Annotated in this window: 16 protein-coding genes and 1 pseudogene; 3 read left to right on the plus strand and 14 right to left on the minus strand. The window is 45.3% G+C overall.

All coding sequences use genetic code 11. From position 1 onward, the window contains the following. Positions 1–48: 48 nt before the first annotated feature. A complete protein-coding gene (locus OH463_RS18295; RefSeq protein WP_047516023.1) occupies positions 49–696 on the minus strand; it encodes a glutathione S-transferase family protein in 648 nt (215 codons plus the stop codon). A gap of 118 nt (positions 697–814) precedes the next feature. Between OH463_RS18295 and OH463_RS18300 the strand changes: the two genes are divergently transcribed. After that, a complete protein-coding gene (locus OH463_RS18300) occupies positions 815–1,645 on the plus strand; it encodes a LysR family transcriptional regulator (protein WP_269991959.1) in 831 nt (276 codons plus the stop codon). 9 nt (positions 1,646–1,654) lie between these two features. Here OH463_RS18300 and OH463_RS18305 read toward each other — a convergent pair whose 3' ends face one another. The 6 genes from OH463_RS18305 to OH463_RS18330 all read right to left on the minus strand — a co-directional run bounded on the left by OH463_RS18305 (position 1,655) and on the right by OH463_RS18330 (position 7,427). Further along, positions 1,655–2,227 (minus strand): protocatechuate 3,4-dioxygenase, encoded by a 573-nt coding sequence (locus tag OH463_RS18305; RefSeq protein ID WP_269991961.1) that lies wholly within the window; start codon positions 2,225–2,227, stop codon positions 1,655–1,657. Between the two features lie 138 nt (positions 2,228–2,365). After that, positions 2,366–3,034, minus strand: coding sequence for an arginine ABC transporter permease ArtM (gene artM / locus OH463_RS18310; RefSeq protein ID WP_269991963.1), 669 nt, complete (start codon positions 3,032–3,034; stop codon positions 2,366–2,368). Next, entirely contained in the window at positions 3,031–3,720 is a 690-nt protein-coding gene (artQ, locus tag OH463_RS18315; protein WP_005388570.1) for an arginine ABC transporter permease ArtQ, read from the minus strand. Before artQ ends, artM begins: the two co-directional genes overlap by 4 nt. Position 3,721: 1 nt before the next feature. Continuing rightward, positions 3,722–4,453, minus strand: a complete 732-nt coding sequence (locus OH463_RS18320; RefSeq protein WP_029790703.1) for an arginine ABC transporter substrate-binding protein — start codon at positions 4,451–4,453, stop codon at positions 3,722–3,724. Between the two features lie 88 nt (positions 4,454–4,541). Then, entirely contained in the window at positions 4,542–5,270 is a 729-nt protein-coding gene (artP, locus tag OH463_RS18325) for an arginine ABC transporter ATP-binding protein ArtP (RefSeq protein ID WP_005450159.1), read from the minus strand. 264 nt (positions 5,271–5,534) lie between these two features. Then, positions 5,535–7,427, minus strand: coding sequence for a methyl-accepting chemotaxis protein (locus tag OH463_RS18330; protein ID WP_005450160.1), 1,893 nt, complete (start codon positions 7,425–7,427; stop codon positions 5,535–5,537). Positions 7,428–8,055: 628 nt separating this feature from the next. Here OH463_RS18330 and OH463_RS18335 point away from each other — a divergent pair. Together OH463_RS18335 and OH463_RS18340 are read left to right on the plus strand one after the other, a co-directional pair. Next, a pseudogene (locus OH463_RS18335) lies at positions 8,056–10,289 on the plus strand (hypothetical protein). A gap of 192 nt (positions 10,290–10,481) precedes the next feature. Continuing rightward, a complete protein-coding gene (locus tag OH463_RS18340; protein WP_269991968.1) occupies positions 10,482–11,279 on the plus strand; it encodes a glycine betaine ABC transporter substrate-binding protein in 798 nt (265 codons plus the stop codon). A gap of 58 nt (positions 11,280–11,337) precedes the next feature. On the opposite strand, the gene OH463_RS18345 is transcribed toward OH463_RS18340, so the two are convergent. The 7 genes from OH463_RS18345 to OH463_RS18375 all read right to left on the minus strand — a co-directional run bounded on the left by OH463_RS18345 (position 11,338) and on the right by OH463_RS18375 (position 19,171). Next, complete coding sequence (locus tag OH463_RS18345; protein ID WP_017190898.1) at positions 11,338–11,730, minus strand: nuclear transport factor 2 family protein; 393 nt, start codon at positions 11,728–11,730, stop codon at positions 11,338–11,340. Between the two features lie 134 nt (positions 11,731–11,864). Further along, a complete protein-coding gene (locus OH463_RS18350; protein WP_053053089.1) occupies positions 11,865–12,596 on the minus strand; it encodes a DUF3726 domain-containing protein in 732 nt (243 codons plus the stop codon). After that, positions 12,593–14,332, minus strand: coding sequence for a hypothetical protein (locus OH463_RS18355; RefSeq protein ID WP_269991972.1), 1,740 nt, complete (start codon positions 14,330–14,332; stop codon positions 12,593–12,595). The genes OH463_RS18350 and OH463_RS18355 overlap by 4 nt, the downstream gene beginning before the upstream one ends. Before the next feature lie 112 nt (positions 14,333–14,444). Then, entirely contained in the window at positions 14,445–16,013 is a 1,569-nt protein-coding gene (locus OH463_RS18360) for a BCCT family transporter (RefSeq protein ID WP_370445504.1), read from the minus strand. Between the two features lie 150 nt (positions 16,014–16,163). After that, positions 16,164–17,150 (minus strand): membrane dipeptidase, encoded by a 987-nt coding sequence (locus tag OH463_RS18365; protein WP_182025440.1) that lies wholly within the window; start codon positions 17,148–17,150, stop codon positions 16,164–16,166. 67 nt (positions 17,151–17,217) lie between these two features. Continuing rightward, a complete protein-coding gene (locus tag OH463_RS18370; protein ID WP_269991977.1) occupies positions 17,218–18,678 on the minus strand; it encodes an aldehyde dehydrogenase family protein in 1,461 nt (486 codons plus the stop codon). A gap of 94 nt (positions 18,679–18,772) precedes the next feature. Further along, a complete protein-coding gene (locus OH463_RS18375) occupies positions 18,773–19,171 on the minus strand; it encodes a RidA family protein (protein ID WP_269991979.1) in 399 nt (132 codons plus the stop codon). Between the last annotated feature and the right edge of the window lie 120 nt (positions 19,172–19,291).

Below are 19,291 nucleotides of genomic sequence, written 5' to 3' on the forward strand. Positions count from 1 at the left end.
CAGTGGTTACTTAGACGTAGACTAAGCAACCACCGTAGAGGGGTGACTTTAAACCTCTACCCCAGCTTCATCTTCTTCTACGATATCCGTTTCTTGACTCGCCTCTTCCAACCATTGCTGTAAAGATTCACTTGCTAGCACCTTCTGTTGGTAAGCTTTGGCACCTTTCGATAACTCGATGCCATAAGTTTGGAAACGCAATGCCACAGGTGCATACATAGCATCTGCAATCGACCATTCTCCAAATAACCAGCCGTTCGGATGCAGCTTGGCTTGTTCTGCCCAAATAGCGTCAATGCGAGCAATATCTTTACGTGCACCTTCAGTTAAATCGACTTTTCTGCGCGCGCGGATATTCATTGGGAGTTCGTTTCTTAAATCAAAGAAGCCCGAATGCATTTCTGAAGCGATGGCGCGTGCTTTAGCTCGTACTGCGGAGTTGCTTGGCCATGCTCTACCTTGCAAGTATTGCTCGTTTACGTATTCCAAAATCGCTAATGAATCCCACACTGTTGCATCGCCATCCATCAAGACCGGTACTTTCGCCGTTGGTGTAATATCTTCCAAGGTCTTATAAAAATCTTCCGTGAATAACTTGAGCTTGGTGACTTCCACATCCAGTTTGAATTGAGAAAAGATCAGCCATGCGCGAAGTGACCAGCTTGAGTAGTTTTGGTTAGCAATAAACAGTTTCATGACGCCTCTATGCGGTTCGTGTTTTGATTACCCATTCACAATATCTGATTGTATTTAAGGGGACTAACGGATAGTTTTGATAGAACACTTCAACAAAAACGATGGATGAGTTTTAGATATGGATATCGATGCGTTGCGCAGCTTTCTTGCTTTTGTAGAAACGGGAAGTTTCACTCGTGCTGCCAAGCAGATCAATCGCACCCAATCAGCGTTTAGTGCACAAATGCGTAAGTTGGAAGACGAGCTCAGTGTCAGCTTATTTGAAAAAGAAGGTCGCAATCTTGTCTTAAGTGAAGCGGGATTGGCACTACGCTCTCATGCAGAGCAACTAGTCAGCTTGCATAATCAAGCGCTGAAACAGGTGAAACGCTATGAAAATAAGCGTCCTCTTCGCTTAGGTTGTCCAGAAGATTACAACGACAATATCCTGCCTAAAGTCATTCGTGTATTACAACAATCTGAACCCACGTGTTCGATTCAAGTCTTCAGTGAGCCCAGCATCACCTTGAGAGAAAAGCTGGATGAAGGAAAGCTAGACGCCGCTATTGTGACTAGAGCACCGGACAGTGAAGAAGGTTATTGGCTAGCAAGCGACAAAGGCGTGTGGATTGCTCACCCTGATTTTAGCATCGAGACCGCCCAACCTCTCCCTCTTGCCCTTTTCCAAACCGACTGCAAATACCATGCGGCTGCGGTAGACGGATTAACCAAACGTGGTATCCCTTATCAACTACTGGCGTGTTGCAATACAGCATCGGCACAAAGAGCGATTGTACGTTCAGGCATGGCTATCGGTGCTATGGGCAGTATTAGCGTTAGCGATGATCTCGAGATCTTAAACGATATGCCATCGCTGCCTTCCGTGGATATAGTACTGGTCACGGGTGTTGAGCCTCATCCAATACTGGACAAAGAATACTTGGCGCAATTGGTTGAGTTAATGGCTTAATCGGATTAGCTAGCCAATCACAAAGTTAAATTCGCTCGTTAACCGCCCGTCGACTCGTATAGTTTCAAACTGCAGGTAATCACGGGCTTTGCCTCCCCACCATTCATCGCCAGTATTGCCTTTCAAGTACAACTGAGTGGTCAGAAGCTCTTGATTATCTCGCCACAACTTAACGTGAATGTGCGGTGGGCGAGAAGCATAAGGTACAGGGTATAAGGTCTGAAACAAGTAGCGACCATCCGATTGAGTTTCGACTGCGCCAAAGCCAGCAAAGTGAGCATCAAACTTATCGTTATTTGGTTGCTTAGGATGATCGTAAATCCCCTGCCCATCGCATTGCCAGATTTCTACTTTGATGCCTGAGGCAGGGTTTCCCGATGTATCTAATACTCTGCCTTGCAACACGATAGGTTCACCGACCAAGCCTTCTGATTGCAGAATCAAGTTTTGACGAGGAGGAATATCCACTACTGGATAAAATGGTCCTTCTGTTTGTGCTGGCGTCGACCGCATTGGTGTTTTCGCTTTTAAAGAGGGGGCGAACAACAATGTCCACAGTGCTAAAAAGTGTCTTCTTTCCATGATGCCACCAATGCAATTGGGTTGAATTAAGTTTGGTGGAACTCGAGGAATTTGCCATGACAAATATAAAAAATGCCCCTGCAAGAGAGTCATTCGCAGAGGCACTGTGGAACTAAACGATGAGTGTTGATTGAAGGATTATGCGGCTTCGAACGCCAATGCTTTCTTCTCTACCTGACGGAAAATGAGAGTCAGCACACCATTTACCGTTAAATAAAATGCGCCTGCAACACCAAATACTGTCAACGTATCGTAAGTTTGTGCGTTAATGCGCTGCGCGTAACCCATCAGATCCATGATCGTAATCGTACTTGCTAGTGACGTGCCTTTGAAGACCAAAATCACTTCGTTCGAGTAAGCCGGAACAGCACGACGAATAGCGTATGGCAGAAGCACTTTCAGTGTTGCTGTTTTGTTCATGCCTAATGCACGACACGCTTGCCATTGACCGGAAGGAATCGCGTTAAACGCTCCTTTGAACAACTGAGTGCTGTAAGCAGCGGTATTGAGTGCTAGTGCTAGCATCGCACAGAACCAAGGTTGGCTTAACCATGTCCAGAGTACGCTTTCTCTTACGACATCAAACTGACCTGGACCGTAATACACCAAGAAGATCTGCACCAACAAAGGTGTACCAGTAAACAAGGTGATGATGCCACGACTTAACCAATGCAAACCCGGAGTACGTAAGATCAGAGTCAGCGTCATCATCAAAGCTAAGAGACAGCCCACCACCAAAGAAGCGGCGGTCAATTGAAGGCTAGTGCCTAAGCCATCCAGCATTTGCCAAACGTGTTGTTCGTTCATGCGGTAGCCTCCTGTCCCATACTCATGCCTTGAATTGAGAACTTCTTATCAATCAGTTTTACGGCACGTTGCGTAATCAAAGTAATGCCTAAGTAAATCGCCGCAGCAGTTGCGTACCATGTAAACGCTTCATGCGTTGCTGCAGATGTTAGCTGCGCTTGCTTCAATAAATCCGTTACGCCAATCAGTGATACAAGCGCGGTATCTTTCAGCAAAACCAACCATTGGTTAGTTAAACCTGGTAGTGCGTGTCTTACTGCTTGTGGCAAAACAATGCGAACAAAAGCGTGTGCTTGACTGATGCCGAGTGCACTTGCTGCCTCTCTTTGCCCTCTTCCAACGGCTTTCAATGCGCCACGTAGAGTTTGAGAAGCATAAGAGGCGAAGATCAATGACAACGCCACCACGCCGGACAAGAACGGGCTAACCTCTATAAAGTCTCCGGTGATTAAAAACAGAACCTGCGTCGAACCAAAATAGATGAACAACACGACAAGGATTTCTGGCAAGCCACGTACAATCGTCACAAACGCCGTCATTGGCCATTTAACGAAAACACGGCGAGACATTTCACCACTGGCGAATACCACTGCCAGAATCAAACCGACTAAAAGGCTTGTGAAGGCTAGCTGGACAGTCATCCAACTAGCTTGAACAAGCGATAAAGAGTAACCCGTTAGTGCCATATTACTTACCGAAGTACTTGTTGTAGATTACGTCGTATTCGCCGTTTGCTTTCACTGTTTTCAGTGCCGTGTTCAGCTTGTTCACTAGCTCGTCGTTACCTTTGTTTACTGCGATACCGAAACCGTTACCGAAGTATTTAGGGTTAGTGACGTGCTCACCCACGTAAGCTAGGTTGTCTTCTTTCTTGAACCATTCTGCTACGACTGCTGTGTCACCAAATACAGAATCAATACGACCATTTTTCATATCGATGAACGCGTCTTGGTAGCTTGAGTAAGGAACCGCGGTTACGCCCGGCATTTGCTCAATCAGGTAGCTTTGGTGTGTTGAACCGTTTTGAACACCAACACGCTTACCTTCTAGTGCTTTTTGATCAGCCACTTTTTCTTTGATAGAAACAAACGCTGCTGAGTTGTCGTAGTAAGGGTCAGAAAAGTTTACTTGTTCCAAACGTGCATCAGTAATATCCATTGCAGAGATAGCCGCATCATAACGCTTGAATTTTAATGCAGGGATCAGGCTGTCAAAAGACTGGTTGTGGAAGGTACATTTTGCTTCCATTTCTTTACATAGTGCGTTCGCCAGATCCACATCAAAACCTTGGATTTGGTTGTTTTCATCCATGTATTCGAACGGTGCGTAAGTCGCTTCCATCGCAAATTTGATCTCTTCTTGTGCTGCTGCGTTCGCTGAGAAAAGGCCGATTAGTGAAGCTAGTAGAATCTTTTTCATTGCAATACTCCGTGTGTACTTAGTGGGCTGACACTCGCAATGACAGCCGAGCTTATCTGTTAAATAGACTGAACTTTAAAAACGTAATTTAGTGATTTAGGTAATCGGCAAACTGAGTGGTTTGCGGATTAACAAATGCGTCATGCGTGCCGTGCTCTACGATGTGCCCTTTTTCTAGGTATAGAACATGGCTAGCGATTTTCTTGGCGAAATCTACCTCATGGGTCACAACAACTTGTGTAATTCCCGTTTCGCTTAAATCATTAATGATCTTGACCACTTGATTCGTAATTTCAGGGTCAAGCGCTGCGGTAGGCTCATCAAAAAGTAAGACTTCTGGTTTCATCATCAGCGCACGGGCTATCGCCACACGTTGTTGCTGACCACCAGAAAGTTGCATCGGCCATGCATCCGCTTTGTCTGCCAAATGCAGCGTTGCGAGAATTTGCATTGCCTGCTTCTTCGCTTCTTCTTTATCCATGCCAGAGACTTTGACCGGAGCCTCAATCAGGTTCTCCATCACTGTCATGTGTGGCCATAGATTGTACTGTTGGAAAACCATGCCCACTTTACGACGAAGCGCTAAACCTTGTTTCTCTTTGATTTCAGTTGAAAAGTCGAATGCGTCATCAGCGATGTTTAATTGCCCGTTATCCGCGCCTTCAAGAAGGTTAAGAACACGTAGTAGAGAGCTCTTCCCTGCACCACTTGGACCGAGTAACACCAGCGTTTCACCGCTTTCACAATTAAAACTGACATCGTGTAAAACTTGGGTATCGCCGTAAGATTTATTGATACTTTTAACTTGAATACTCATGCTGCCATACTGCATTAATTGTCATCTGGGAGTTATACTAGCAAGAAAGAGATTTTATGCAATAAAAATGTATAAAAATTTAGATTGTTAATTTTTTGTATAATAAACAACCAACATAGCAGAGTATATGACTGGTGCAATGAGTTTAGGTTTAACGAGATTTGTTGAAAAACCTAATGGAAAGGAAGTCAATGAAAGGCAATAAAAAGAGAGGCATGCGCCTCTCTTTCGTTGGTGTTAAGTCTTAAACTTGAACGATATAACTTAGTTCAACTTAAACATGCTGACACTATCACGAAGCTTATTCGACATCGCAATCAAGGCTTCTGATGTATCCACATTGTCTTGAACATCTACCGTCGTATCACGTGCAAGATCATTCACGTTAATCACGCTTTCGTTGATCTCATGCGCCACCTGAGATTGCTCTTCAGCCGCAGTGGCAATTTGGTGGTTCATATCTTGGATTCGCTGGATTTCATGGCGAATCTGGTCTAGAGATAACGTCGCCTCTTCTGCCTTATCAAGCGTGCGTTTTGCACTGTCCGAGTTGTCTTGCATCAGCAATACCGACTTGTTCGCTTGCTCTTGCAGAACTTCAATCATCGATTGGATCTCATTGGTGCTTTGTTGCGTTTTCGTCGCAAGAGAGCGAACTTCATCCGCTACTACAGCAAAACCGCGACCATGCTCACCAGCACGTGCAGCTTCAATAGCAGCATTCAGTGCAAGCAGGTTCGTTTGATCAGCAATGCCACGAATCACATCCAGAATACCACCGACATTTTCCGTTTCTGTATGAACGTTACGTATCACCTGTTGGACCTGGTTGATGTCGTTTACAAGCGTCGTAATATCAGAGTTCATTTGAGCAACAACCGTCAAACCTTGCTCTGAGCTGTTATTTGCATCGCTTGATGAGCTTGATGCCTCAACCGCACTTTGGGCAACCTCAGCCACCGTTGCTGTCATCTCGTTCATTGCGGTTGCAACTTGCTCCAGTTGCATCATTTGAGATTTAGATGAGCCATCCACTTTGATAGATGAACGCTCCAGCTTGCTCGACGCTTCAATAAGCTCTTCCGAAGACAAATTGATGTCGGTGATCATAGTCTTCAACTTATCTGCCATTAACAGTGTTGAACGATACACACCAATGTCACTGCCTTTTGCAGCTGGAATATCAGTCAGATCACCATTCGCAATCTTGTCGACTAGACGTTCAATCTCTTTCGGCTCACCACCAATTGGGTTGTATAACAACTTTTGAATTAACAATGACGCACCTAGCGTGCCAATAATAATGAACACGAGACCAGAAACTAAGTTGGTGATCACTGCTTCACGAGACGTCGCTTTAATGTCTTCCCAGCTCGCGAAAGCCCAAACGGTCCAACCAAGCGCTTTCGAACGTTCAGATACAACGTAAAACTCACCACGGTCTGGAACCGTGTAAGAGTGTGAGCTAGATGCATCACTCGCGTACTGCTTGTATGAAGGTCGTAACTCAAACAAATCTTCGCCGACAAGCTGCTCTTCATACGCCGCCATCAAGTAACCATCTTCACGAGCAACAAAAACATTGCTGTCTTCCGCCAACCCATTAATGAAGCGAGTCAAATCGTTCATCAGCAGACTCAAACCAACAATCGCCACGACCTCACCGTTTCGTTTTACCGGAATAACGAGAGAAATAGACATCTGTCCCGTGCTCGCTTTAAACGGCTTAGTGACAACTTGGTCCTGCCCAGACATCGCCTTTACATACCACTCCCTTTGCAGCTTTTTAGCATTAAAAGTTGGATGCAGACCTTTTGAATCTGAATCGTAAAGAGTTCCGTCAGGAAGCGCGATAAAGTAGTTGGAAACCCCTAGGCTCTTTGTACCTTGAACCAACATCTCCACCATACGGTTATCAATAGATGCAGTTTGGTTGTTGACTTCAATGGCAGACGCTGTCGCTTCTAAGCTCGTAAAGTAAGTTTGGATCTTTTGTTCAACAGCTGACGTTATTAAATGTGTACTGGTAGAAAGGTTAGTTTGGTAAGAGTTTGTGGAAGAAGAGTTAATTTGGTTGTAACTCAACACTGAAATAATAGTTACGATCGTAATTATTAAAATACCTATTGATGCTAAAAGTTTATTCTTTGCATTCATGCGACATTTATCCAAAAGGGTCAAATGTTTACTTATTGTAAACAAGCGATTAAATAAAATACTTATATTTTTTCTATCTGACTTTTATAAGTGTATATAGACAAAAAAAGTTAGTTTCATATGCACTTTCAATATAAGAAAGTGGCAATGAACTGAATAAACAAAAGGCGGCTAGCCGTGTGAGGACTATCTAGCACAACTTCGGATTTATACGCTCTATATGCCAAAACTGAAAGAACCCCAGCGAGGCGAACTATATTGCCACTCTATTTTACCTTTATGAGTTTATTTTGATAATCATTTTGATGAATAACTCAACAAAGTTCACTTTTAAAATATAAAATCTGATGCTTATTTTAGCTCTTCATGAAATACCATCGTAAATACGTAAATTTTCATTTTGAAAAGAACTAGAAATATCGAAACTTTTATTCTTCAAGTTTCATTTTTGAGACAGTAAATATTAATTTTATAAATTACTGAATAGCGACAACTATTGATTCGATATAAAAGTGATAAACCAAAAGACACACTCACCCTTCCTTGAATTGGTCATACCTATCGCTAATACTTCTTCTTAATTTGATTCGCAATTTGAGTAATCAACATTTTTGATTGGGACAACTCAATGATGAAGCCAATGCATTTTATGCTCTCAGCTTTGGGCGCTCTGAGCTTACTTTCTGCGCCTATGACATGGGCAGCGACAGCAATCATTCTACCAGGGTTACATGAACAAGGCGTTGATATGCAAGATACCCCAATCTCAGCCGCTGCTGCGATTGAATGGGAGCTAGAGAATGCCGATGTTGTTTTTGGAACGTATCCAAACAAAGCCGATAACGAGCGCGTCAAAGCCATTGGCTACATGTACAACCAAAAACTTGAACTCAATACAGGATGGGTAGAAACGATATTCGCAACGAGGCAGAGCTGAATGGGATTGATTACGAGGATTACTTTCTCCATTTTGCCGAAGACACCATCATCGCCGAGGTAGACGAAACTCATGGCGAAAATACCCTGCTTAATCGAAAACCGATGATCGTTGGCTATACCGCTAGCGCCGACCACGCCGGTTTTTGGCTATATCAATCACCGCCATGGGACGCTGACGTATTCGGTCAAGCTCATAATGGCGGGGCGCTCTATGTTTATCACTCAGAAAAGTTCGACCGCTTAGCTTTTGAGTTCACCCAATTTGCTCAAGGTGGCAGCTTCACCATTGAATATCCTTCCTCTGTCGATTCGTTCGGTCAGGTAACAGAATGGACAAGCTTCGATATTAAGAAAGACAAAACCGAGAGCATGACCAAAAACCAGACTGTAAACTGGTCTGTTCCATCAGATTGGGTTCGTGCCACAACGCACGATGGCAGTGGACAAACCTATGGCGGCGGTCAGTACTTTGGTTCGACCTTCTTGCGAGATGGTGGTCGCTTGTATGTTGCGAGAGTGACTTGGCATGGTGACAATATTGAGAATCGCCCTCACCTAAAAGAAGTGAAGCTCAAGAACAGTTTTCCAACCGTTAAGTTGACGAATGCACCAACGGCAACACCTGACGGAAAAACGATTCAACGTTGGCGCAAAATTCGTGGCTTTGATAAATCTGCGGATCTTAACCAAGACAATTATCTCTCTTGGAATGAATATAAAAACCGCTCAAACAAAAATGCGACCGCTCGTTTCCGTTGGGAGTCTCGAGTCATTCCATTTGGGCGAATGTGGAACCAAACCTCCTCGTGGGCATTAACCAATCTCGGCAATCCCAACTTTGCCAACGCAGTTCGCCACTATTACCAAGCAGAATGGACGAAACAAGGCTTAAACGGTGCATACAATGACGATACAAACAAACTGCTTGGTGCAAATCAGTTCTACATCTATTCCGGTGGTATGTTAGATGAGCTTGGTTTGGTTGCAGGAAGCCAAGCCGCTGATGATGCGTACAAAGCTCAGTTTTCGGCATTTTTAAACAAACTGGCAACGCTGGATCCGGATGTGCTAATTGGTCTCAACATAGGCACGGCAAACTTATATGGTCGCACTGGACAGAGTCATTTAGTTAAAGCAGGTTCCCTGTACTTACGGGAGCACTATCTATTCCCTTCTATTGGCTTTAGTGGCTATGCAGGCTTGGCTAAATTCTGGGATAACGCCGCTCTCGCCAAAGCTGGTCAGAAAGTGATTTACCAAGCAACAACACGTTATGGTCGAGTTCAGTACTTCGGTAACACTGAAGACAATTGGAAGCAGGATCAATACTCTGCATTAGCAGCGTTTTACTTAAATCACCACTCGGGATACAGCTATTTTAATCAATGGAACAGCGGTTATCTGTACGGCAGCAACAACACCACTGTCGACAACTTCTGGAAAGCCGGAGTACCCAAAAACATCGCTTATCAACCAACTACATTACTTGCCGTTGATCTGGGCGAACCAGTAAATCAAATCCCAGAAGGCTTTACAGCAATACCTTTGATGATGTCCACCAGCACTCCTTCAGCCGCTGATTACACCGTGGTTGGTGACTCTTCCATGAATGAAGTGGTGCACGCAGATCTGCCCGATGGTCTTGCTCACGTCCTACCGACATATACCTATTTTGCCTTTCGCTCAGAGGAGTCCGTAGTTTCTGATGGTCCCATTGAGATGGTTTTAGCAAGAGAATTTAGCAAAGGGCGCGTGTTATATCGCACTGATTTTTTTGGCAAAAGCGCGGACTATTTTACTGCGCCCAAAATCACCATCACGCTAGACAAACCAATGCGACCTGTCGACAAGGATGGCAATGTTGGAGACTATGTTTCCGACATTCATATTGGTGGATACGAAGGACTGTTCTTACTGTATTGATCCGCGACTTAAGCCCCCTTTCCCGCAACCTTGCTCAACATCCTTCATGTAATTATCGCACTTGATTATCAAATCATTTTTGACAGTAACTCAAAGCGTTCGCTATTTATCCCTTCCTATCTTGAGCCTACTATCACTTCGAAAACACAGTGCACGACTCAACTTCGCACGAATAAAAATAAGGAATTCAGTATGACTCAAACTAACACGTCAAAAGCTATAAAACTCGGTGTCACTAACCTCTCATTTCATCGTGTCACTGCTTCTCTTGTCAGCCATATACTCAATGATATGGGTTTTAAGGTCGAGCGTATTTATTCACCCCATGAAGAGAACTTCTCAAAGCTCAAATCTGGTGAAATCGACATGCTTTCTTCGGCTTGGTTACCATCAAGTCACGGCATTTACAAAGCATCGGTAGAAGAAGTACAACCCCTACTGGAGCTCGGCTTACACTACGAACCTTACGCACTTTGGGGTGTACCAGATTACGTTCCAGAAGCACTCGTATCAGAAGTGAGCGACCTGACTAAACCTAAAGTTGTAGCGAAAATGAAATCCGATATTCAAGGCATCAACCCTGGCGCAGGCATTACGCGCTTTTCGATCAAGATGATGGACGAATACGCACTAACCCAAGCAGGCTACCATTTCCACACAGGGACGGAAGAAGATTGCTTTACCGCATTTGAACAAGCGGTGAAAGAGAAACGATGGGTTGTTGTGCCACTTTGGAAACCTCAATTTCTTCACTATAAATACGCAATTAGAGAGCTCACCGAACCGAAAGGTTTGTTAGGCATTATTGATAAAGCCGTTTTACTACTGCGTAAGGACAAATCAGATAAATTTACTCAAGACGAGTTAAACCAACTGGACACGCTCCGTTTCTCAAACGATATCATTGCGGAATTGGATTACAAAATCAGTCGTGAAGGGCGAGATTTAGACACGGTGACACGTGAGTGGTTGGATAACCAAGCGCAATAGACTTAAATACAATCTCAGTGCCTTGCCGTGCTTAACGCGTATGGCAAGGCTCGGTGCGCTAGTACATGGTATTCCCGTTTGCTGTCTCTTTCGGTATTTCCTGCAACGCATCCCAATGCTCGACAATCTTACCGTTTAGATCAAAGCGGAAGAAATCCATCGTTACATATTCCACATCATCAGGCCACGTCTGATGAGTATGCAGTGCCACCAAATTCCCCTCTGCAACTGCGCGAACAAACGTAATATCTTTGTTGGGATACTCTTCCTGCATTCGCTCGAAATAAGCGATAAATGGCTCGGTACCGTTACCCACTAACGGATTGTGCTGAATGTATTCATCCCCCACGTACAGCTCGACCGCTTTTCTCGGTTCTCCTCGATACGCCATCTCATAGAAGGCAATGGCATTGCGCTTATTCTCTTCTATATCGATTTGCATGGTGCTCATTTGATTCTCCTTCGTCATGCAAACAACCTGTCATTAGCGTAGTTGAGAATCATAATCCTGCTTTATTCTTAAACGAAAAGAGGCAGCATTCAGCTACCTCTCTGTCTATTCCCAATGATGCCGTTTTGGTTGCGCTACACTAACTCACCCGCGCCTTGTACCGAGCGTTCACTGTTCTCAACAAGGAAGACTGTGGCAGTTTGTTTAAGAGCTTCCCATTCTGCGTCTTCAACAAAGATACCCTCTTCCCACGACGTTTTCTGCGCACGATTCAGTTCATCTCCATCAATATGAATTGCGTAACCTTGTGAACTTGCTTCGATATCAAAATCCGTTACGGCAAGCTCTATCGTCATACTGTGATAATCGGTACTGTTGTCTTCAATCTGATCAGAAAAGAATACCTCTGGTGCAATCCGCCCACGGTTTAACACATACAAGGTTCGCTTTGGGCTAGTGCCATTAACCCACTGAGCACGGCACGCAATGCCTTTGGCAGATAGCCTAACTAGCTCACTAAACGCTAACCAACGATTGTGGCATTGTTTGAGTGTGATGGTGACGCTCTTGTTGTTGACCATTTTCTCAAGCGCAAAATCCAACACCGCCGGTAAATGACAGGCGATACTGCCATTGTGTAACTCGACTTCGATATGAGAGTCGGTGTTACTCGTAATAGTGACCGCGCAATCTGAATCTAAGTTGAGAAACAGGCTGGCGTTGTTGAAGTGACGCACGCCGTGCAAACCCACCATTTGCAGATCCGCAACCATATTGGCAATCACATCGGCTTCACCGCAATGACGGCGCATACCAAGAAAAGCTTTGTTTACTGCTGCTACCAGCTCGTTATGCGAAACGATCATAATGCAAAACCTCCAGTGATTTTTTGATTGTCGCTTTGCGCGATTTCTTCACGCTCTGGCATGGTTGGGAAAATCCACGTATCGCTGAAACGCGGGTCCTGAATCTCATCAAGCAATGGTGCGCCTTGGAAAAAGGTCACGCGCACCCATCGGTCTGAACGCGGATCAAACTTAGTCGCACCAAAGATTGCTAACTTACAGCGTAGTAGATGCATCGGTAGTGCGTCTTCACGTAGTACATTCATCTGGATATCGCCCATTTCTCGATTGCCGAGCGTCCATACACGACGAGTGATTGCACGATACTGCGGATGCTGCAGTAAGAACTCCGCCAACGATGTTTCTGGCTGGCACGTTTGCAGCGCATGGTAGAGGCGGTTTACTTGTCGCCCTATATCGAGTGGCAACTCACGTTCTTCACCGATTTCTTCCCCACGAATGCCTAATCTCGGTTCTTCTTTGTCTTGTGAGCGATACCAGAACCAATAGTTGTTCTCTGGTAACGTGTAGTCGGCATCGATTGACCAACGGTATTTGCTCTCTAGTATTTGCGAAACATCTTGAACGCTTTTTCCACCAGGAATAGAGAGTGACTCATCGGTGTTCATTTGGTTTTCAAATTCATCAACCAAAGACGGGTAAAGCTCGATCAAACATGAAGTTAAGATTTCTTGGGCTTCCAAACTCATGGTTGTGGTTTGTTTGATCAAGCTTGCCCAATTCGAGTGCTCTGCCATCAAAGCATTTAAGTTAATTTGTAGCGCTTGGAGATCCGCAATCGCTTGATGATTAAGCTGATCTTGATGTTCATTGATTGTTATCACTTGCTCTAAGTGTCGCTGTGCTTTTTTAAGCAGGGCTTTTAACGGCAGCTCTAACTCGGTAGATTCACATGGCATGGCAAGCACATTGGCAATAGCACGCTCACGTGATGTCATCCACTGGTCAACAATACATGGATGGTTGATTAAATATGGCGCCATACCCAAGCCAGTTGCGTTCCCTACACCTAGATAGCGCTGCAGACCTTTGTGAAGTGCAACAGCATTATCTCCGCCTTTTTTCGCAGCAAGGTAATGAACCCAATCTAAACTGAATTCACGCAGCATATAAACGGCACACATTTGTGCACTGAACGATTGGTTGAAGTCAGGGTTGTTCTCCAGCAGTTTAAAATCGGCAATACCAAATTTACCGTTACCATAAACGGCGGTGGTTCTTAGGATGTAACCCACTTTTGCCAGTTCCGAAGGCTCTGGCTGCTCACCTTTAGAAAGCGCATTCACAATGTGTTCAAACACACGAACACTCTTATTCGCACGAGCAAGAACAAGCACATTGTTTGGATTGCGCCCCGCTTCTTGCAAAGGCACATTGGCTCGAAGTTGCTCTAACAACTCAACATTAACTTCACCTTTGACCAGCGCAAAGGTTACGTCCCATTTTTCAGCAATGACTCGGTCGTTACGCTCTTCATCAGCAATTTCATCGCAAAAAACAACCAAGTGATAAATGTGTTCCGGCGTCGCTAATTTGTAAATTACATGACCAAAACCGCGTGGACACAATTGCCACTCATGTTTGCTCACTTGCCATTCCTGACTCGCCATTTTTCGGCTCAAGCTTCGTACAAAGCTGATTCGATTTTGGTGCATAGCCCCTAGCCTATCTGGTGCCATCACAATTGCAGCGTTGCGAAGTGTTGTTTCAGTGTAAGTAGAACGATGTGCATCCATTTTGCTCACCACCTATTTTTTATTGTAAGAATAAGGGCTTGTGCAGGTGTGGGGAGGATTCACCCACACAAGCGCCACGTTATTGGGTTTGATCTTTTTGTTATAACCGTTGTTATAGCCCTTGCTCTTTCGCCATCTTCATAGCGATCTGCGGTGCATTCCAAAGTGACGGTAACAGAATTAATGACACTGGAACGGCTGTAATCACGATGAAGGATTGCAGGGCTGATATACCACCAGAGCCAAGTGAGATGAGAATCAACGCGGTGATACCCATAGCCACGCCCCAGAAAGTACGAATAATCGCATTTGGTTCTGTCTCACCACTGATCACAACACTGATGGTGTACGTCATTGAGTCACCAGTAGTAACGATGAAGATCGTGGTCAAAATCAAGAACAAGATTGAAACAAGTAGCGGCATTGGCAGTTGTTGAGTCACTGCGAGTAACGCGCCCGGTAAATTGAAGCCTTCAAATGCTGCACTCACACTGCCTGGGTTCGCAATTTCAAACGCTAAGCCAGAGCCACCAACAATGGTGAACCAAAAACACGTAGTAAGCGGAGCAACAATGCTGATCGTCGAGATAATTTGACGAATACTGCGACCACGAGAGATACGTGCAATGAAGATCGCCATCATCGGTCCGTAGCCCAAGAACCAGCCCCAGAAGAATACTGTCCACCAGCTCAACCAACCTTCATCACCACGGTAAGTTGCCATTGGGATAAAGTTATCCAGCATGGTACCCACGCCTTGAATATAACCATTGAAGATAAAATCTGTTGGACCAAATAGAAGGATATAAACCATCAACACTAACGCGAGAATCACGTTGTAACGACTCAGCATTTGCATCCCGCGGTTTAAGCCACTCAGGGCAGAGACGGTGTACAACACAATCGCAAATAAGATGATGATCAACTGTGTGGTAAAGCCATCCGGGATATCAAACAATGCATTTAACGCGTAGCTAACCTGTAAACCTAGGAACCCAATCGGTCCAATGGTTCCTGCCGCTACGGCGATGATGCAACATGCGTCAATCAGCGCACCCGTTTGACCTTTTAGCGCTCGCTCACCCAGCACTGGATAAAGCAAGATACGAGGTTTTAACGGCAGTCCTTTATCGTAGTGTAAATGCATGACCACGATAGACGTTAAGCTGCCAACAATAGCCCACGCGAGAAAACCCCAGTGCATAAACGACTGTGACAACGCATTAATGGCACCTTGCTGAGGATTGTCTTGCGGACCATACAAAGGTGGAGGACTCACGTAGTGCGCGATAGGCTCTGCCGCCGCCCAAAATACGCCGCCGCCAGCTAAAAGCGTACAGAAGATGATTGCCATCCAACGAAAACCATCCATTTCAGGCTTCGTTGTTCCGCCTAAAATCACCTTGCCTGTTCGCCCTGCAGCCAAGCCAAGACCAATAAGAAAAGTGAGAAGAAGCAGTATCTGCCAGTACGGGCCGAAGACTTTTACTGACCACGCAAATCCCGTATTAACTAACGTTGATAGCAACTCTCCATCGTAAAGCGCGATAGCTACGAACAAGGCAATAAAGCCACCGCTATACCAAAGTGCCGGGTTACTTAACCCTAACTTATCCGGTGAATTTTCCGTTGCTGAAGTGTCGTTGTGTTTTGCTTGTTGCTTCTTTGATGACACGCTCATCGTTGAAGCTTTCATGCTATTGGTTAGATCAGACATACTCTGACTCCAGAGGTTTATTGCAGCTGCCATAACGGCTACAAAAAGTGACTTTAACACTCGCCTTGTTATTATTTTTTGAGCGAGCTATTCCATGTTTATTTGGGTTACGACCTAGCTCGCCTCCAGCCCTTCTTCAAGGAAGTTAAACCAGTTCTCACCCAGGATTTTTCCTGCCTCGGATTCACTGAATCCATGACGCATTAAGCCGTTGTAAATGTTCTCCATCCCTTTACTGCCACTAAACCAAGGCAAAGCATCAGGCCACCCCGCATTACTAGCGGAGCCTTCACCATAGTCCATTGCTTTGGACCAACGACCGTTGCGCATCCACTCAAGCACTTGTTGTGGTTGGTTTAAACAAAGATCACTGCCGATGCCTAAGTGATCCACACCGAACTGATCGGCAGTTTTCGCGACCATTTGGCAGAAATCTTCTAGCGTGCATTGGCTTCCGTTTGGAAGATGGAATGGGTAAAGACTAAAGCCAATCAAGCCGCCACGTTCGGTGAGCGCTTTAATGACGTTGTTCGATTTGTTGCGCAGAGCATCATGAGCAAACGTTGGGTTCGCGTGACTAATACAAATGGGACGTGAAGAAAGGTCAATCGCTTCCAGCGTTGAGCGCTCAGCACTGTGGGACATATCGATGATCATCCCGACACGATTCATCTCTTCGATGGCTTGTTTACCAAAACGCGTGACACCAGAATCGTTCTGCTCATAGCACCCTGTTGCCAGCAAGCTTTGGTTGTTGTACGTCAACTGCATAATCAGCAAACCTTGACGGCGCATGACTTCTATTAAGCCGATTTCATCGTCAATTGGAGAGCAATTCTGTGCACCAAAAAAGACACCAACCTTACCCTCTGCCTTTGCTTTCTCAACGTCAGCCATCGAGTAAATAGGCATAATCAGGTCTGCATTTTGTTCGAATCTCAGGTTCCATTCGGCAAAGCGAGTTAAGGTTTCTCGTGCATTTTCATGATAAACAATCGTCGCATGCACAGCCGTAATACCGCTCGCCTTCAGCGTTTGGAAGTATTCTCGATCCCAATTGCAGTACTGCAATCCATCAATCACAATCCGTTGTTGGTACATAACCACTCCTTAAACGTTAATGAGCCTTTAAGGTTGGGCAGCGGAATGCTCGGCTGCCCTATTTCACTTAGTAAGGACGTTGATAAGCGGTTTTCACCACGGTGTAGAATTCTTTTGCGTATTGACCTTGCTCGCGAGGACCAAAGCTCGACTCTTTACGACCACCAAACGGCACGTGGTAATCCGTTCCTGCGGTTGGTAGGTTGACCATGACACAACCAGTTTGAGCTTGTTGTTTGAAGATGGCGCTATTACGGAGGCTTTGCGTGATGATGCCGCCCGTCAAGCCAAAACGAGTATCGTTTGCTACAGCAATGGCTTCGTCCAAGTCAGAAACTCGAATCACGCTTGCCATTGGCGCAAACACTTCTTCTTGGTTCACTTCCCAACTGTTTTGCGTATTGAGGAAAAGAGTTGGCGACATGTAGAAACCGTCATGCTCTAAGTTCAAGCGCTCGCCACCGAACGCTAACTCGGCACCGCTTTGACGTGCTTTCTCAATCCATTCGAAGTTGGCATTCAATTGGTTTCCATCCACAACAGGTCCCATGAAAACGCCTTCTTCTAAAGCGTGACCGACTTTAAGCTCGCTCATTCGTTTGATCAGTGCTTCCACGTAAGCATCGTGAATGCCATCCATGACGACTAAGCGAGAAGACGCGGTACACTTCTGACCTGCGCCAGAGAAAGAGCCTGCAATGGTTGCTTCAACGGCGATTTGAATGTCTGCATCATCAGCAACCACAAGTGCGTTCTTACTGCCCATCTCTAACTGGCAGCGCACAAAATTCGGTGCCGTTGCTGCCGCTACTTTGCGTCCGGTATCAACAGAGCCAGTAAAGCTCACACCATTTACATCTTTCGAGTTGATAAGCGTGTTACCCACTTGCGAGCCACTGCCCAACACAAGGTTGAACGTGCCTGCTGGTAATCCTTGACGATGAATAATCTCAGTCAGTGCAACCGCACTAGCAGGTGTTAGGTTAGCGGGCTTCCAGATTACGCTGTTGCCGAACGCAAGCGCTGGTGCGATTTTCCATGCAGCCGTTGCGGTTGGGAAATTCCAAGGAGAGATAATGGCGATAACGCCGACGGCTTCACGAGTGACCTCAACGGAAACGCCTGGACGGACAGAAGCTGCGTTATCGCCAATTTGACGCAGCACTTCCGCCGCGAAATATTGGAAGAATTGACCAGCACGGTAGATTTCACCGCGACCTTCAGCAAAAGGCTTGCCTTCTTCACGTGAAAGCAGCATACCAAGCTCATCACAGCGAGCAATTAGCTCATCACCAATCGCCTGCAAAACCGCTTGTTTGCGCTCAATCGGCGTTTTTTCCCACTCTGGTTGCGCGACTTTGGCAGCTTGAATGGCTTGTTCTACTTGACCTTCACTCGCTTGAGCAAAATCGCCTAAACTCTCACTGATGTCTGAAGGGTTAATGTTCGCAACCGTATTAATACCAGATTGCCATTCGCCTGCAATGTAGAGAGATTTCTCTGCTTGAACATTATCGATAAAAGTCATTGCTCTGTCCTTATTCTTCCTGACGTCTGGTGATCGCCACCAGCTCACTGATCTCACTGACAAAGCCCGGTGATGAGGCTTTGATTATTATTCTTTACTCTGGTTGACTCGCTGATGCGTACACCACAAACTCCACCAGCATCTCTTCACGCGCTAGCCCTGCCACAACCATAGCGGCACGATTAGGGTAAGGCGCGTCAAAATACTCAGCGTAGACTTGGTTAACCGTTGTTAAGTACTCACGATCCGTCACATAAATCAGCACTTGCAGAACAGAATCTAAAGACTCCCCTGCACACTCCAGCGTGTGAACGAGATTATTAAAGGTTTGACGAGTTTGCGCTTCGATACCGCCTTCCACGACAGCACCAGTATCATCAATCGGGATTTGCGCGGTGTATAAAGTACCACTGTTAACAATTGCCCATTCAAGCGGCGCTTTAGAGGCAAACAATGCAGTTTTGACTGGGTATTTTTTCGTAGAAGTATTCACGTGCCTTTCAACCTTTGTAACAGCCTTGTTTCAAGATAGTTAAATACTGCACATTGACAGGCGATAAATCGAACGGTAAATTTTTTACATTTGATAAGAAAAATCTATCACCTTATTAAA

Source organism: Vibrio sp. NFR, from assembly GCF_027587095.1.
Taxonomy (GTDB): Bacteria; Pseudomonadota; Gammaproteobacteria; order Enterobacterales; family Vibrionaceae; genus Vibrio; species Vibrio harveyi.

Excerpts from the sequence above, each read along its gene's own strand:
- OH463_RS18295 (WP_047516023.1), bottom strand. The coding sequence starts at position 696 with ATGAAACTGTTTATTGCTAACCAAAACTACTCAAGCTGGTCACTTCGC.
- OH463_RS18300 (WP_269991959.1), top strand. The coding sequence starts at position 815 with ATGGATATCGATGCGTTGCGCAGCTTTCTTGCTTTTGTAGAAACGGGA.
- OH463_RS18305 (WP_269991961.1), bottom strand. The coding sequence starts at position 2,227 with ATGGAAAGAAGACACTTTTTAGCACTGTGGACATTGTTGTTCGCCCCC.
- artM (WP_269991963.1), bottom strand. The coding sequence starts at position 3,034 with ATGAACGAACAACACGTTTGGCAAATGCTGGATGGCTTAGGCACTAGC.
- artQ (WP_005388570.1), bottom strand. The coding sequence starts at position 3,720 with ATGGCACTAACGGGTTACTCTTTATCGCTTGTTCAAGCTAGTTGGATG.
- OH463_RS18320 (WP_029790703.1), bottom strand. The coding sequence starts at position 4,453 with ATGAAAAAGATTCTACTAGCTTCACTAATCGGCCTTTTCTCAGCGAAC.
- artP (WP_005450159.1), bottom strand. The coding sequence starts at position 5,270 with ATGAGTATTCAAGTTAAAAGTATCAATAAATCTTACGGCGATACCCAA.
- OH463_RS18330 (WP_005450160.1), bottom strand. The coding sequence starts at position 7,427 with ATGAATGCAAAGAATAAACTTTTAGCATCAATAGGTATTTTAATAATT.
- OH463_RS18340 (WP_269991968.1), top strand. The coding sequence starts at position 10,482 with ATGACTCAAACTAACACGTCAAAAGCTATAAAACTCGGTGTCACTAAC.
- OH463_RS18345 (WP_017190898.1), bottom strand. The coding sequence starts at position 11,730 with ATGAGCACCATGCAAATCGATATAGAAGAGAATAAGCGCAATGCCATT.
- OH463_RS18350 (WP_053053089.1), bottom strand. The coding sequence starts at position 12,596 with ATGATCGTTTCGCATAACGAGCTGGTAGCAGCAGTAAACAAAGCTTTT.
- OH463_RS18355 (WP_269991972.1), bottom strand. The coding sequence starts at position 14,332 with ATGGATGCACATCGTTCTACTTACACTGAAACAACACTTCGCAACGCT.
- OH463_RS18360 (WP_370445504.1), bottom strand. The coding sequence starts at position 16,013 with ATGAGCGTGTCATCAAAGAAGCAACAAGCAAAACACAACGACACTTCA.
- OH463_RS18365 (WP_182025440.1), bottom strand. The coding sequence starts at position 17,150 with ATGTACCAACAACGGATTGTGATTGATGGATTGCAGTACTGCAATTGG.
- OH463_RS18370 (WP_269991977.1), bottom strand. The coding sequence starts at position 18,678 with ATGACTTTTATCGATAATGTTCAAGCAGAGAAATCTCTCTACATTGCA.